This window comes from Martinezella sp. CNPSo 3795, from assembly GCF_057784475.1.
The window spans coordinates 242,542-258,091 of record NZ_JBXSOQ010000004.1 but is presented as its reverse complement, the minus strand read 5'-3'; the positions used below and the strand labels follow the sequence as shown (position 1 = coordinate 258,091).

Annotated in this window: 16 protein-coding genes; 2 read left to right on the top strand and 14 right to left on the bottom strand. The window is 59.8% G+C overall.

The genetic code is table 11. The features are described 5' to 3' along the window. Positions 1–59: 59 nt before the first annotated feature. Entirely contained in the window at positions 60–1,265 is a 1,206-nt protein-coding gene (gene zigA / locus AC13QY_RS14605) for a zinc metallochaperone GTPase ZigA (RefSeq protein ID WP_113354566.1), read from the top strand. Between the two features lie 187 nt (positions 1,266–1,452). Here the strand turns inward: zigA and AC13QY_RS14600 are convergent, their stop codons facing one another. The 14 genes from AC13QY_RS14600 to AC13QY_RS14535 all read right to left on the bottom strand — a co-directional run bounded on the left by AC13QY_RS14600 (position 1,453) and on the right by AC13QY_RS14535 (position 14,587). Then, positions 1,453–2,175 (bottom strand): PAS domain-containing protein, encoded by a 723-nt coding sequence (locus tag AC13QY_RS14600; RefSeq protein WP_113333045.1) that lies wholly within the window; start codon positions 2,173–2,175, stop codon positions 1,453–1,455. 273 nt (positions 2,176–2,448) lie between these two features. Next, entirely contained in the window at positions 2,449–3,381 is a 933-nt protein-coding gene (locus AC13QY_RS14595; protein WP_113354564.1) for a lipid A biosynthesis lauroyl acyltransferase, read from the bottom strand. A 5-nt stretch (positions 3,382–3,386) separates the two neighbouring features. Beyond that, positions 3,387–4,415: a zinc-binding dehydrogenase gene (locus AC13QY_RS14590; protein ID WP_113354563.1), complete on the bottom strand. Its 1,029-nt coding sequence runs from the start codon at positions 4,413–4,415 to the stop codon at positions 3,387–3,389. Positions 4,416–4,469: 54 nt separating this feature from the next. Continuing rightward, positions 4,470–5,750, bottom strand: coding sequence for a beta-ketoacyl-ACP synthase (locus AC13QY_RS14585; protein ID WP_113333042.1), 1,281 nt, complete (start codon positions 5,748–5,750; stop codon positions 4,470–4,472). Between the two features lie 10 nt (positions 5,751–5,760). Beyond that, a complete protein-coding gene (locus tag AC13QY_RS14580) occupies positions 5,761–6,966 on the bottom strand; it encodes a beta-ketoacyl-ACP synthase (RefSeq protein WP_113354562.1) in 1,206 nt (401 codons plus the stop codon). Positions 6,967–7,009: 43 nt separating this feature from the next. Then, on the bottom strand, positions 7,010–7,483 hold the full coding sequence (locus AC13QY_RS14575) for a 3-hydroxyacyl-ACP dehydratase FabZ family protein (protein WP_095435134.1): 474 nt from the start codon (positions 7,481–7,483) through the stop codon (positions 7,010–7,012). Positions 7,484–7,605: 122 nt separating this feature from the next. Then, positions 7,606–7,884, bottom strand: coding sequence for an acyl carrier protein (locus tag AC13QY_RS14570; RefSeq protein WP_069613139.1), 279 nt, complete (start codon positions 7,882–7,884; stop codon positions 7,606–7,608). Between the two features lie 218 nt (positions 7,885–8,102). Further along, the gene (locus AC13QY_RS14565) at positions 8,103–8,531 is read right to left on the bottom strand and encodes a L,D-transpeptidase (protein ID WP_069613140.1); all 429 of its coding nucleotides are present in this window, start codon (positions 8,529–8,531) and stop codon (positions 8,103–8,105) included. 118 nt (positions 8,532–8,649) lie between these two features. Further along, complete coding sequence (gene cbiB, locus AC13QY_RS14560; protein ID WP_113333038.1) at positions 8,650–9,630, bottom strand: adenosylcobinamide-phosphate synthase CbiB; 981 nt, start codon at positions 9,628–9,630, stop codon at positions 8,650–8,652. After that, positions 9,627–10,625, bottom strand: a complete 999-nt coding sequence (gene cobD / locus AC13QY_RS14555; protein ID WP_113354561.1) for a threonine-phosphate decarboxylase CobD — start codon at positions 10,623–10,625, stop codon at positions 9,627–9,629. The genes cbiB and cobD overlap by 4 nt, the downstream gene beginning before the upstream one ends. Next, positions 10,622–11,929, bottom strand: a complete 1,308-nt coding sequence (locus tag AC13QY_RS14550) for a cobyrinic acid a,c-diamide synthase CobB (RefSeq protein WP_152092715.1) — start codon at positions 11,927–11,929, stop codon at positions 10,622–10,624. The genes cobD and AC13QY_RS14550 overlap by 4 nt, the downstream gene beginning before the upstream one ends. Continuing rightward, entirely contained in the window at positions 11,926–12,774 is an 849-nt protein-coding gene (cobA, locus tag AC13QY_RS14545) for a uroporphyrinogen-III C-methyltransferase (protein ID WP_152092714.1), read from the bottom strand. Before cobA ends, AC13QY_RS14550 begins: the two co-directional genes overlap by 4 nt. 285 nt (positions 12,775–13,059) lie before the next feature. Continuing rightward, a complete protein-coding gene (locus AC13QY_RS14540; RefSeq protein WP_113333034.1) occupies positions 13,060–14,019 on the bottom strand; it encodes a nucleoside hydrolase in 960 nt (319 codons plus the stop codon). A 163-nt stretch (positions 14,020–14,182) separates the two neighbouring features. Beyond that, a complete protein-coding gene (locus AC13QY_RS14535) occupies positions 14,183–14,587 on the bottom strand; it encodes a cobalamin biosynthesis protein (RefSeq protein ID WP_152092713.1) in 405 nt (134 codons plus the stop codon). A gap of 148 nt (positions 14,588–14,735) precedes the next feature. Between AC13QY_RS14535 and AC13QY_RS14530 the strand changes: the two genes are divergently transcribed. After that, positions 14,736–15,521 (top strand): TSUP family transporter, encoded by a 786-nt coding sequence (locus tag AC13QY_RS14530; protein WP_488493621.1) that lies wholly within the window; start codon positions 14,736–14,738, stop codon positions 15,519–15,521. Positions 15,522–15,550: the final 29 nt, after the last annotated feature.

Here is a 15,550-nt window from a genome sequence, read left to right as displayed (position 1 = left end):
ATGGCTCGCTTTTTTCACCACAGTAAATGTAATGATATTACATTACAAAAGAGGTTGTCATGAACAAGAAGCTCCCGGTTACCGTCCTCTCCGGTTTTCTCGGCGCCGGCAAGACGACGCTGCTCAATCATATCCTCAACAATCGCGAGGGCCTGCGGGTCGCTGTCATCGTCAACGACATGAGCGAGGTGAATATCGATGCGGCTCTGGTGCGCGATGGCGGCGCTAATCTCTCCCGCACAGAGGAACAGCTCGTCGAGATGACCAATGGCTGCATCTGTTGCACGCTGCGCGACGACCTGCTGAAGGAAGTCCGTCAGCTCGCGGAGCAGGATCGCTTCGATTACCTCCTAATCGAATCCACAGGCATTGCCGAGCCCCTGCCCGTTGCAACCACCTTTGAATTCCGTGACGAAGACGGACGCAGTCTTTCCGACGTTGCCCGGCTAGATACGATGGTGACGGTCGTCGATGCGGCCAATCTTCTTGCCGACTATGGATCGACGGATTTCCTCGCCGATCGCGGTGAAACCACAGGTGAAGGCGATAACCGGACCATTGTCGACCTGCTGGTCGAGCAGATCGAATTTGCCGATGTCGTCATTCTCAACAAGGTCGGTTCGGCAACGGTTGAACAACGCGACGCCGCCCGCAAGATCATCGTCGGCCTCAACCCCGATGCGCGTCTCATCGAAGCGGATTTCGGTGCAGTCGAACCGGTGGAGGTTCTCGGCACCGGACGCTTCGATATCGATCGCGCCGAAACGCATCCGCTCTGGTACAAGGAATTGCACGGTTTCAAGGATCATGTTCCCGAAACGGAAGAATATGGCATTCGCTCCTTCGTCTACCGCGCGAAGAAACCATTCGACCCCGCGAAATTCCAAGCCTTCCTCAATCGCTCGTGGCCGGGCGTTGTCAGAGCCAAGGGCTTCTTCTGGTTGGCGACGCGGCCCTATTATGTCGGCGAAATGAGCCAGGCGGGTGCGCTCGTCCGCACGGGCAAAATGGGCCTCTGGTGGGCTGCCGTGCCGCAGGATCAATGGCCGCGCGATCCCGGCTTCCAGCGGGCGCTGGCACCCTATCTCGATCCGATCTGGGGCGACCGCCGCCAGGAGCTGGTGTTCATCGGCGCCGACCCGATGAGCGAAAAACAGATTACCGCCGAACTGGATGCCTGCCTCGTCAAGGCGGACCGCTTCACGCCCGAGCGTTGGCGCAATCTGCCCGATCCCTTTGCAAGCTGGAACAGGTTACCGGCATGAAACAGCCGAAAGTGATCCGGTTCCGCTGCTACTGCTTCGAATGCAGCGGCGATAACGAAGAGACGAGCGATCGATCGCGGTCCGATACGGTCAAAGCGGATCGAGACAGCACTAAATCAAGCGAACACAATCTTCGCCTGATACCGGACATGATTGGAAAACTGCTGTTTGGGGCCTGAACGCGAGTTCAGGCCACCAGCATGCCTGCGGGAACGGCGATGATCTCGTGCATGACGAGCAATGCGCCGATCACTTCCGCCTTTGCCCGCAACGGCGTCATCGTGCAGTGGAATACCTTGCCAGGTTCGATCTGGCGATAGGAGGGATAAAGGCACTCCACCTTCTCCCCGGTAAAGCAGGCATCAAGCTTCGCCTTGAGGCTGTTTTCGAAATCTTCCGCACCGACAAATTCCGAGATATGACGTCCCACGAGTTCCATCGGCTTCGACTTCAGAAACTCCGAATTGGCGGCGTTGCTGTAGAGGTAGCGATAGTCCCGCGTCACGACGGCAACGCGATCCGGCAGGCTGTCCAGAATGACATCATTGAGAACGCTGCTTTCTTCGAAGCCGAACGCATCGTCCCGATCGATCTTCTCGCTTGAAAATGCCCGAAGAACTTCGCCTGCTGCTTCGCTTGCACCGCCGAAGTAGCGATCGATCAATACCGACAGCGATGCGGAGTTGCGCATGACGCGCGAGCGATCGTCCGATTCTTCTCGGATGAGATTGTTCATAAACTGGAGCTGCATGTAAATTTCAAGCAGGCTCGTAGCCTTATAGGCCAGGATAGCCGCGATAAGTGGCTCCAATTCGCGATCGAGTGACGCTACAAGCTCGTCATCGCCAAGTTTTATCGCACGCTGAATCTGGTTACATTTCGTGGAGAAGGCATGAAAGAGTGCCAGCAAAATTGCCCTCCTGTCCCCGCACACAGCAGGACGCAGGGGCCTCGTTTCCCGGCGTTACCATGCCCAAGGATATTCAGCTTGGTGTCCGCATTCTCACCAAACTTTCTGCATTGTGAATTAACATGACTTATCCCTACTTTCAATCCGGATGAGCGGAAGTTCTCGGGAAAGGAGAACTTTCTGAAATGCAAGGCTTACCTGGCGTAATGACTGCATGAAGACCGGATGCGAATATACAATGCAAAACTGTCGCTAACGGGCCGGAATGGATGCCTAGAAAACGCTCTTCTTGATATTCCAGCGATCATGATACCACAGCCATTGCTCAGGGTTTTCCCGCACCCAGCTCTCAACCTTGTCGTTCAGCATCTGCGCCGTTGCGGTCAGATCGAGACCGCCGGCTTCGTTGCGCGGCATCTCGAGCTTCGGCTCGATCTCCAGCCGGTAGCGATTGCCGGGCAGGCGGATGCAGCGGGCCGGATAGACCTCGCAATTGAACTGGCGCACCAGCTTCGGCAGCAGCGGATTCGTCTTTACGTCCCTGCCGAAGAACGACGTCTTCAAACCCTTGCGAAATTTCTGGTCGACCAGCACGCCGACGCCGCGACCCGCTTCCAGCTCCCGCGCAAGGCTGAACGAGGAGCCGGCGTGGGAGGGAACGAGGTTGCCCATACGTTTAGCCCGGAAGTCGAAAACCTTCTGAGCGACATAGGGATTGTTCGGCGGTCGGAAGAGTACGGTCACGGTCAGGCCAAAGGCCGCCCCCGCGACCGGCAGTAGTTCGAAATTGCCGGTATGTCCGGTAAAAACGATGAACGGGCGCGGATTGTCCCTCAGATCGAGAAAGATCGGAATACCGGAAACTTCGATGCGGCCAGGCTTGTCGCTGAAGGGATCGAAATCGAAAAGCCGGTCGAGAAACACATATTCTGCTGCCAGGCGCCCCATATTGCCCCAGCTTGCACGCGCAATTTCCTCGATCTCCGCCTCGCTCTTTTCGGGAAAGGCATTGCGCAGATTGGTCAGCATCAATTGATGCCGGCGCATGCGCGGACCGATCTTGCGGGTTAGCCAATCGGCGAAGTTGATGCCTGCATCCGCCGGAAACAGCTTCAGGAAATTCAGGAAGCCGAAAATGACCTGCGCCACCAGCCACTGCCGGAAATTTCTGAGCGCAAGGACGATCCGGGTGATGAAGAGCTTCACGCTGCTCAGTCCATCTTCAGGATGATCTTGCCGAAGATCTGGCGCGATTCCATCCGCTCCAGCGCCCGGTCGATGTCATTGAAGCCGACTTCGGTATCGATCACGGGATGAACCAGTCCGCGCGCCATCTTCTGCATCGCATCGGCCATGTTCTCCATGCGGCAGCCGAAGGAGCCAAGCAGCTTCAACTGCTGCTGGAACAGCATCATCAGGTTCATTTCGGTCGAAACGCCCGAAGTCGAACCGCAGGTGACGAGACGGCCGCCGCGCTTCATGCAGAGCATGGAGCCGGCCCAGGTGTCCTTGCCGACATGCTCGAAAACCACGTCGACACCCTTTTTCTTCGTCAGCTTGCGCACAACGCCCTCGAAGCGGTCGGTGCGATAATTGATGACGTGATCGGCGCCGAGCGCCTTCGCCTTCTCGATCTTGTCGTCGGAACCGACCGTCGTGATCACGGTGCAGCCGATCTTCTTGGCAAGCTGGATCGCGGCGGTACCGATACCCGAGCCGCCCGCGTGAACGAGGATCGTTTCGCCCGGTTCAAGCTTGGCATTGTCGAACAGCATGTGCTCGACGGTACCGAAAGTCACCGGAGCAAGCGCGGCACCCACCGCATCGACGCCGGGAGGCGCCGGAACGAGCAGGCGAGCCGGAAGATTGACCTTCTCCTGCGCGAAACCATCGAGATGGAAACCGTGGACGCCACCGACATGTTCGCACAGATTGTCACGTCCTTCGCGGCAATGGCGGCAAAGACCGCAGGTGCGCGCGCCGTAGATCGATACGAGCTGACCCGGCAGGACATTGGCAACACCCGGGCCGATCGCTTCGACCACGCCGGCAGCCTCAGCACCGATGACCAGCGGCATCTTGCGCTTGGCAAAGGCCATGCCGCGCCAGCCCCACACATCGATGTGATTGAGAGCGACGGCCTTGACGCGCAAGGTCACCTCACCCGCGCCCGGCGCATCCGGCTCCGGCAGATCGGTGATCTCAAGTTTGCGGTCGTCGATCAGTTGCAAAGCACGCATGGCAAAGTCCCTCGCCTCTCGGGCGCAGTTGTATCCTGTTTTTCAGAAGTCCGATTAAGCCGGTTCAAGCGCCATGACAAGGCTGGCATTCTGGCCGCCGAACCCGAAAGAGTTCGAAAGAACGGCACTTACCTGCTTTTCACGCTTCTTGTTCGGCACCACGTCGAGGATGATCGACGGATCGGGATTGTTGTAGTTGATGGTCGGCGGCAGCGTGCCGGTCAGCATCGTCTGCAGCGAGAACACCGCTTCGACCGCACCCGCAGCCGTCAGCGTATGGCCGATCATCGACTTGTTCGAGGAAACCGGAATGGTCGGAAGCCGCTCGCCGAAGACGGCCGACATCGCGCCATATTCCATCTTGTCGTTTTCCGGCGTCGAGGTGCCGTGCGCATTGATATAGCCGATATCGGTCTCGGCCATGCCGGCATCGGCCAGTGCCGCGCGGATCGTCGCGATCGCCGGGCCGCCATCCGGTGACGACCGAGTGCGATGGAAGGAATCGGCCTTGTCGCCCGCACCCTTCATGATGCCGAGGATCTTGGCGCCGCGCGCGACCGCTGCCTCCAGCGATTCCAGCACCAGTGTCGCAGCGCCTTCTGCGATGACGAAGCCGTCACGATCCTTGCTGAAGGGCTTGGAAGCCTTGGTCGGCGGATCGTTCTGAGTCGACAGCGCTGACAACAGCGAGAAGCGGATCAGCGCCTCGGCGCTAAGCGAACCGTCGGTAGCAACAGTCAGTGCTCGCGTGGTGCGTCCCTGACGGATCGCCTCAATACCGAGCTGTATTGCCGTCACGCCCGATGCACAGGCCGTCGACAGCGTTACCGGCAAGCCGCGCGTACCGAAGCGGTCGGCAAGGCGCTCGGAAATGGCGCCGAAGAGAGCCGCTTCATGGAAGGCCGGATCGGGACGCTGGCGCATGGCGGCGAGAAAGCGTTCATATGCATCGCCCTCATGATCTGCCGGAGGAGAGCGGTCGGCCAGTTCGAAACGGGCGCTCCATTCGGGTTCGATCGGCGGCGCAGCCAGGAACAGCGGCGCGTCGAAATCGCCAGAAATCCCGGCTTGAGCCAGAGCTTCAATGGTTGTTTCGCGGGCGAAAGCATAGGAGCGCTCGACAGCGTTCGGAGCCGGAATATCGATGAAATCCACGGTGCCGGCAATGCGCGTCGAAAGGCCGTCCGTCGGGAAGCGGGTAATGCCGTGAATGCCGGAAGTGCCAGACGACAATGCATTCCAATTGTCCTGCAGGCCCTGCCCCAGCGACGTGATGATCCCCATGCCGGTAACGGCAACGATCGGGCGTCCGAGATGATCCTTGTAAGCGGTCATATCCTGCTCCTCACGCTTCAGCTGACAATACGGCAATGCCTTCGCCGCGCACATGGCCGACGGTCGTGACCACAGCCTTGCGGGCACCCGCCGTCATCGGCTTTTCATGCGCAGCATCAAACGGCGGCACCTTGGCCTGGTTGGCGACGGCCAATGCCGCGAAGGCGAGCCCGAGCGGAAATTGGCTTTCCAGCCCATGGCCAGAAACACCGGAATAGGCGCGAATGGCCGAGCCCGGAAGCTGGGCATCGAGCACTGCCTTTTCTCGCTGGGCAAGATCGGGGATCGCTGTCGTGCCGGAAAAGACGACGGTCGCATCGCCGGACGTCTGCTTGGCTGGCGCGAGCATGCGCTCCAGTCGCGTCTCGAACTTGCCCTCGTCGCGCCGGCCGCGATCGCCCTCGACGGCATCGATGGTCGCATAGATACGGGCGCCGCGACCTTCGGCATGCGCACGCGATTCAAGAACGAGGAAGGCGCTGAGCGAACCCATGATCATGCCGCCGCCGTCTTCTGGCTTGCGCGACCAGATGGGATGCCAGTCACCAGTGGCATGCGCGTTGATCGATTCGATCAGCAGGATCATGTCGAGCCGCTCGGCGGAAAATGCGCCGCCTACGAGAGCATGGCTCGATTCACCGGACTTGATGCGGTGGAACGCGGTCTCCACTGCCGAAATGCCGGAGGCCTCTTCGCCCATGAAAGTGCGCGACGAGCCCGTGACCTTATGCACGATCGAGATGTTGCCGGCGAGCAGGTTCGAAAGCTGCGCCAGGAACAGCGTCGGCCGCAATTCGGTCGTCAGCTTCTCGTTCAGCAGCAGCTCGCGGTCGTTGCGCTTCAGGCCCTCATTGACAATCAGCGTATCGACATTGATGTCGCGCTCGCCGCCGCCGGCCGCCACGATCATGTCCATGGTGCCGCAGGCTTCCAGATCATCCTTGAAGCCGGCATCGTCGAGCGCCAAACCGGCGGTGAACACGCCGATGCGCTGCCAGTTTTCCATCTGGCGCTGATCACCACGCTTCGGGATCTGTTGCGACCAGTCTATTTCGGGCAGTGGATGCACGGGATAGGGCTTGAACTTCTCGGTTTCGACGATGGTCGCCGGCGCCTTGTCCGCGGTCAGCAAGGCGACATGCGCGTCCTTGCCAACGCCCTGGCAGGTAACGATGCCGATACCTGTGATCACCACATCATTCTGAGCCTTGCTCATTCATCAATCCTCTTCGAATGCGGCGCCGAACAAGTCGGCAGCATCAACCGTTGGCGGCGATGGCGTCGAGAAGCCCGACCTCGCCTGCCCGCTTGCGCACGATATCGCCGAGCGGCACCTCATTAAACGGCATGGTGCGCAGCTTCAACTGCGCATCGCAAACCTTCTTTCCGGCAATGGTAATACGCGCCTTGGTGACGGCGAAGCCCGAACCCTCGTGTTCCAAATCTGCTTCGATATCGAGTTCAGCTTCCGGCTCGACGAAGGTTCGCATCTTCGCGCCATCGACCGACATCAGGAACGGCATGTAGGCAAAATTCGTCGCAGCAAGCACCAGCATGCCCGAGGCCTGCGCCATCGTCTCGATAAGAAGAACGCCAGGCACCAGGGGCATGCCCGGGAAATGGCCTTCGAAAACAGGGCTTTTCGCCGGAACGACGGAATGAGCCTTCAACTGGCCCTTGGACAGATCGACGGACTCGACCCTGTCGATCATCTGGAAATATTCCAGCAGCATCAACGCCTCCGATCCAACCCGGCAATGCAGGACGCGCCGGGCGGGATACGCTATTTAAGAATGAAACCGCCCGGCCGCCATATTCAAAGGCGGCTGGGCGTCAAAAAATGCAAGGATGTCGCTCAGCCCTTGGCAGCGCGCAACTCATCGATCTTGGCACAGAGATTCTTCAGGACGAAGTATTCTTCGGTCGAGACCTTGCCTTCGTTGACTTCCTGCGTCCATTGCTCGAGCGGGATCTTGATGCCGAATTCCTTGTCGATCGCGAAAACGATATCCAGGAAGTCCAGGCTGTCGATGCCGAGGTCGTCGATCGTGTGGCTATCCGGGGTGATGGTGTCACGGTCGATTTCGCTGGTTTCAGCGATGATGTCGGCAACTTTGTCAAATGTAGCAGTCACTGCCCATACCTCTTGAAATAATAATTCATCCCCCTCATAGGGAAATCCATTCCAAAAGCCAATGGTTTCCACCAGAAACCCCGGCAATTTGGCAAGACAGTGTTGCGCAAACAGCAAAATGACTGCCGCGTCATACCTGTGAAATCACGCGCGACATGGACGCGAGATGCGGCAGCATTGCGGCCGAACCGCATGACAAAGCGCTTGTTGGCGAAAGATCACTCGCTGATCACGATGCGGGTGTTGTGGAGCCCGGCATCCGATGTCATCGCAAAGAAAGTGGCGGCATTGCGGGTATCGAGCCGCACGCAGCCATGCGACGCCGGCCGGCCGAGCCGCCGCACCTCATAGGTGCCGTGAATGGCATAGCCGCCGTTGAAGAACACGGCGTAAGGCATCGGCGCATCGTCATATTTTTTCGAGCGGTGATCCCTGGACAGCCATTTGGCCGTGTAGGAGCCGGTCGGCGTCACATACCCCCTGCGCGCCGTCGACACTCGCCAGCGATACTTCAGAGCTCCATCCTCCGAAACGGTCATTGTTTGCGATCGAAGATCGACCACTGCAAGAACAGTCCCGGCATGGGCCGAAACGGTGTGGAATTGCATGCACAGGCATGCCGTTACTGCGAACGCGATACGCCTCATCTTGCCCCTCCGACTGTTTGCTTCCTTATGAAGCAATTCAGACGATGGGAGAGTCTATCGCTATGCTGATTATACCAAATTAATACATATAGTGAGCGATTGCTTAATTTCGGAACGCTCACAAGAGCAGCAGAAAACCCAGGAAAGCGAGAAGCGTCAGCATCGTGCAGGCGGAATAGAATATGGAAATGCCGGCTTCGATGTCGTTGACCGTAGCAGTGTCGCGGCCGGAGCCGTTGATCATCGGCTCGCGCACGAGCTCACCGCCATAGATTCGCGGACCTGCGAGCTGGATATCGAGCGCGCCGGCCATAGCCGCCTCGGGCCGGCCGGAGTTGGGTGAACGATGCAGCCCGCCATCGCGGACGGCGATGCGGATCGCATTTCCAAGCGCGGAGATGCCACGTTTGATCAGAGCGCCGGCAGCAATCAACAGGATGGAGAGTCTTGCCGCCGGCCAATTGGCGATATCGTCGAGGCGCGCGGCAGCGCGGCCAAAATCGACATAGGTCTCGGATTTATGGCCGATCATCGAATCGGCAGTGTTGAGCATCTTGTAGAAGAAGAGGCCCGGCAGGCCGAAAACGCCGTACCACAGCGCCGGTGCGACGACACCGTCGGAAAAATTCTCGGCAAGGCTTTCGATGGCGGCACGGCAGATACCCGGCTCATCCAGCGTCTCGGGATCCCGGCCGACGATGCGCGACACGGCGAGACGCCCGCCTTCCAGACCATCGGCACGCAATGCCCGCGAAACTTGCTCGACATGATCGGCCAGGCTCTTCTGCGCCATGAAAACCGCCACAAGCCCCGCCTCGACCAGGATACCGAGCCAGCCGAAGAAGGCGAGAAATCCATGAATGGCCCAGCCGGCGATAACGGCGCCCATGAGCAGCGCGACGATCGACATCAGTCCGTTGCGGCGGCGAAGGACGCCCGGCAAATGTTTTGCATTGAACCGCTGGTCGAAGGATGAAATCGCCTTGCCGAACAGCACGACCGGATGCGGAAAGCGCTGCCACAACCAGTCGGGATCGCCGACGAGGCGGTCAAGCAACAAGGCCAGGACCAGAATGAGCAAATGTTCGTCGGCGGTCATGTCGAATAATCCTCTAATACCCCGGCGAGTCTTTGATCCGCTTCTTCATCTGGAGCGAGCCCGACGCGCAGCCAATTGCGGGCGTAATCGAACTTGCGGACCAGAATATGATGACGGCAGAGATGCGTATATATGCCCTCGGCGCGGTCGTCCGCAACCAGTGCAAACAGGGCCGTGCCTCCCGCAATATGCAGCCTCGAGCGGCGAAGAACCGTCTGCAGCGCCGAATGTCGTTGAAGAATGCGGTTTCGGATGGCGCTTGTGTCGCCTTCCATGAGCGACGCGGCAATCGAGAGAGCCGGTCCGGAAACCGCCCATGGACCGAGCCAATCCTCGAAACGGGTTAGGATCGCGGCCTCAGCAATCACGAACCCAAGCCGAAGGCCAGCCAGTCCGAAAAACTTTCCGAACGAACGGAAGATGACGAGGTTGGGCATCGAGGCGGCAAAGGGCGCCACGCTCGCTGCCGGCTCCATATCGCCAAAGGCCTCGTCGACAAGAAGGATCCCACCTTGGCTCCGTAACCTGTCGTGCAAGTCCCGCAACTGCTCAATGGGTAACCTCCGCCCATCAGGATTGTTGGGATTGACGGCAACCACGAGCCTGTCGTCGGCGGTAAGTTCGGCAGGCGTCGAAACCTGGCGGACCTGCAGCCCCGCCAGCGTGAAGGCTCTTGCATATTCGCCATAGGTCGGCGAGAGGATTGCGGCGCTGCCACCGGGCACCAGCCTCGGAAGCAATTGAATGACGGACTGCGTGCCGGGAACCGGCAAGGGCAGAATATCGCCGCTCCGGTAATAGTTCCTCGCCGCTTCCCGCGCCCGCTCCTGCAAATGCTGGTCAGGCAGCCTATGCCATGCCGCAACGGGGATTTCCGGCAGCGTCACCGGATTGGGATTGATGCCGGTCGACAGATCCAGCCATTCCTCCGGACGCCCGCCATATTGGCGTGCCGCAGCCGTGATGCCGCCTCCATGGACAATCCTGCTGGTCATGCGGCGTCACCGGCGAGATCGATCAAATGCATGTAGGAGCCGGCAACATTGCCACGCTGCAAGCCAGCGGCACCAAGATCGTTATTGAGCGCATCCCTCACGGCAAACAGACGGTCCGCCTCACCTTCCGATACGATGGTCGAATAATGAAACTCGTGCGCCGTCATCGGCTTGTCGAAGAAGGAGCCGGCAAGCGGCACCACACGCCGATAGCCAAGATGGCGCTGTCGTTTCTCGTAGCTGGTAACAACGGGCAAGAGGCCTAGCATTTCATGGCGCGCACCTGCCGCATCGACAAGCCCCTCACCGAGCACCATATAGCCGCCGCACTCGCCATAGATGCGCACCCCGCGCGCCGCGGCAGTCTTTACGCCCTCTTGGAACCGCTGGGCAGCGGCAAGCTTTCCGGCGTGTAATTCCGGATAGCCGCCCGGCAGATAGACGGCGTCGGCATCGACCGACGGCGCCTCGTCCGCAAGTGGGGAGAAGAAGGAGATTTCGGCGCCGCGCCGCTTCCAGCCAAGCAGCATATGTTCGTAGCAGAAGGCGAAGGCAATATCCCGCGCCACGGCAATGCGCTGGCCGAACGGCATAAGCCGCGCGATATTGGCCGCTGACGTGCGAACGAGATGCTGGTGTGCTGCGCGCAAGAGCAGATCGAAATCGCAGGCTTTCGAGACGACCTCGGCAGCCGCCTCGATAAACTGCTCGAGTGCACCGTGCTCTCCCGCCTGCACAAGACCGAGATGCCTCTCCGGCAATGCCAGGCTGGTATCACTGCGGATAACGGCGACAACAGGCATGCGCACTGCGTCCAACGCCTGGCGCAGCATTTTCTCATGCCTGTCGCTGGCGACGCGATTGAGCACGACGCCGGCAATGCGGATATCGGCCCGGAAATTAGCAAAGCCGCTGACGACCGCTGCAACCGATTGCGACATACGCGAGCAGTCGACGACGAGCACGACGGAAAGGCCAAGCAGGGCGGCAAGATCGGCCGGAGTTCCAGTGCCATCGGCAGCACCGTCGAACAGGCCCATCATCCCCTCGATCACGAGCATCCGTCCGCCGGCACGATGAAGCGCGGCATTGGCGGAAATCAGTTCGGCGCGCATGGCCCAGGGATCGAAGTTGAGACAGGAGGATCCGAGCGCTGCTGCGTGAAAGGCAGGATCGATATAATCCGGCCCGGCCTTGCCGGACGCGACCGCAACATCCCTGTTTCGCAGTGCCCGCAGCAGACCGAGCGTGAATGTGGTCTTGCCGGAGCCTGATGAGGGTGCCGCGATCAGAAGCCCGCTCATGCTGACACCTTGCGTCCGCTTTCCCCCGGGCTTTCAGTTGCTGGCAGCAATATGCGGCCGGAAAGCGCGCCCAGCCAATCGAGCGACGGCCGCAATTTCACCACCTCGCCGACGACGACTATGGCGGGCGGCTCGAGGCCCGAGGCTTCGACATCGTCGGGCGCGCGCCCGAGCGTCGTCTCCAAAACGTGCTGCGAGGATGTCGCGGCATTGCAGACGAAGGCAACAGGTTCGTCCGCCGATCGGCCGGCGGCAATAAGATTCGCGCTGATCTGGGCAATGTGCTTCATCGCCATATACATGACGATAACGGGCGATCCCTTGCCGATCGCGTCCCAATCGATCGCGTCCGGTACGACGCCGGAGGAGTCATGACCAGTCAGGAAGGTGACGGCATGGTTGACGTCGCGATGGGTAACGGGAATGCCGGCATAGGCCAGACCACCGATCCCAGCCGTGATGCCGGGCACGATGCGGAAGGGAATGCCGTGCTGGACAAGCGTCAGCGCTTCCTCGCCGCCGCGCCCGAAAACGAAGGGATCGCCGCCCTTCAAACGCAGAACGCGCTTGCCGGCCCGCGCCAGTTCCACCAGGCGCAGCGAGATATCCCGCTGCTTGGCGGAAGGCTTGCCGCCGCGCTTGCCGGCATATTCCAGCACCGCGCCAGAGCGGGCGAGTTTAAAGCAATCTTCATTGACAAGCGCATCGTGCACAATGACATCCGCCTCGGCCAATCCCTTGGCGGCCAGCAGGGTCAAAAGCCCCGGATCGCCCGGCCCGGCACCGACGAGCCAGACGGACCCCGGCTCCAGGGCCGGCAGATTGGAAAAGGCGGTATCGTTCATCCCATGTGTCCTATGCCCGGATGGGCGAAATTGCAATGTTGAGAACGGGATAAGGCGATCTCCGTTCGACATCGCTCCCATTGCGGACATTACGTCATGCATCTCTTCGACATGAGCGACAGCACGCTATGAGCTTTTCCAACGGCGACAGGACACGGAAAACACGTCGATCGATCACTGCGTCCCGGACTCGATATATCCGGACACTCAGATAGGCTCTTAATAGAACTGGAGAATGGTCTTCAGCGAATTGTGAAGGGGGCGCCATGCCCCCCTTCACGGGGTTTAATGCTTCACCTTGCCCAGAATCACGTCGCGGATCAGGTCGAGAACCTGCTGCGAGCGGATGCCGGTGCAGGCGATCTGGCTCGGCAGATTGTCCCAATCGCCGGGCGGGAAGCGGCGGCCGTCCTGCTTGATAATCGTCTGGCCGTCGGCAATACCGCCGCAGACGACGCGGATCGATCCCTCGATCGTGTCGAACAGCTCTGGTGCCACGACGTAGACGCAAGCGCAGCTATCATGGACCATCATGCCGTCTTCGACCGCATGCTTGTAGAAATCGATGTAGGACTGCGAGAGGTCGGCTAAAAGCTGCACCGAAGGGCCGCCTGCCTTGGCCATGTCTGCCAGATAGCCGCGGCTCATGGTCGTCACCGAGGTCACGTCCAGACCGACCACGACGACTTTCCAGGCTGCTGTCATGACGAAATCGGCCGCTTCCGGATCGCCGTGAATATTGGCCTCCGCGACCGGAGAGACATTGCCTGGTACGTAAAAATTGCCGCCCATGATGACGACACCTTTCACGAGCTTGGCGATATCTGGATCATGCTTCAGCGCCAGAGCCAGATTGGTCATGCGGCCGACGGCAACTAGGGTAACCTCCCCCGGATGCGCGCGAACCGTGTCGATGATAAACTGATAGGCTGGCCGGGGATCGGTCGGCAGATCGATCGTGTCAGGCACGTCGATGTCGCCGAGACCGTTATGACCGTGAACCATTGTCGGCCATGGCCGCTCATGCCGCGAAGGATCGAAAGTGACGCTGGCGCCGCGCGCAACCGGGCACGGAATATTCCACTCGCGCTTCAGGAACAGCGCGTTGCGGGTCGTCGTGTCGACCGAAGCATTGCCGAAAACCGTCGTCACGCCAAGAAGGTCGATATTCGGGTGACGATGCAGGAAGAGAAGCGCCATGGCGTCGTCAACGCCCGGATCCGTATCATAAATGACCTTTTGCATGATTTTTCCTTATCAACATACTGAATAAGCTTGATCTTCCGGAAATTTCCTCCCGTCGCGGATCATGCTTGACCCATCGGCATACACGAGAACCGCCGGTGGCGGAATGCCATGACGATGTCCCTATGGAGCATTTGTGAGATTTGCGTGGCGAATTCGCTCTTCAAGCGATCCTGGCGATCGCTGCCGTGGCGAAGCTGGACTTGATCTTGGGCAGCACCAGCTCCGAATCCGAGCCGGCGGCCGCAAGCGCAGCAGCCTCGGCAACACCGTGGCAACCGACATGCGCAAAAACAATCTCGGACGGGTTCTTCAGCCTGGGTGTCTCCCGCTCCAGTGCAGCTGCCTTGAAGAAGCGCGCCGGGAGGCGAAAATGCGTGGCGGTCTCCAGGATCGCCGGTTCATCCATGCGCGTGTCGATCGACACGACGGCCAGAACCTGCTCGCTTACGATCCCAGCCTCCTGAAAGGCTCTTTCCGCAAGCATCCGCACCTCATTCCAGTCCGTGCCGCGCTCGCAGCCAAGACCCAGAAGATAGCGGCGGGTGGAATTGGCGTAGATCGTCATAGTCGCTCCCAACAGCATCGACCGAGATGACAGCTGTAGCGGGCACGTTTCGACGCGTCAATTTCGCCTGATATGCCCTGATAGCAATTGCCTTGCGGCGATCGAAGTGCCAGAAGGCCGTTTAATTCCCGCCTCAGAGTTCCCCACCTTGCCAGACATCACATTTCAACTGCTGCTTTTGCTCTTTGCCGCCGCGTTCTTCGCTGGTTTCGTCGATTCGATCGCCGGCGGCGGTGGGCTGATTACCGTGCCTGCCATGCTGCTGGCCGGTATTCCGCCGCTGCAGACCCTCGGCACCAACAAGGTGCAGTCCATCTGCGGCGCAGCCTCCGCAACGATCGCCTATGCCCGGCAAGGACACGTGCAACTTCGCGAACAGCTTCCGATGGCGGCGATGGCTGTGATCGGAGGCATGCTCGGTGCATTGCTGGCGACCATCATGCCGAGCCAGGTTCTGCGCATCATCCTGCCCTTCCTGCTGATCGCAATTGCGTTCTATTTCGCCCTGAAACCCAATCTCGGCGATATCGAAAAGCATCGGCGCATGAGCGCCGGACTCTTCGGCGTAACGTTCGTGCCGCTGATCGGCTTCTATGACGGCGCCTTCGGCCCTGGAACCGGCTCGTTCCTGATGCTCGCCTTCGTGACTCTCGCCGGCTTCGGCCTCTTGAAGGCGACGGCGCATACGAAGCTGCTCAATTTCGGCTCCAATCTCGGTGGCCTGATCGTCTTCATCTCCTCCGGCGCCATCCTCTGGAAAGTCGGTCTGACGATGGGGCTCGGCCAATTCCTCGGCGCCCAGCTTGGTTCGCGACTCGCCATGCGCATCGGTGCGAAACTGATCAAGCCGCTGCTCGTGATCGTCTGCATAGCCTTTGCGATCAAGCTGCTGGCGGATCCCACCCATCCCGTCAGGATCTGGCTGGGACTGTAAGAAACGCACCTTTGATTACCTCCGACGTA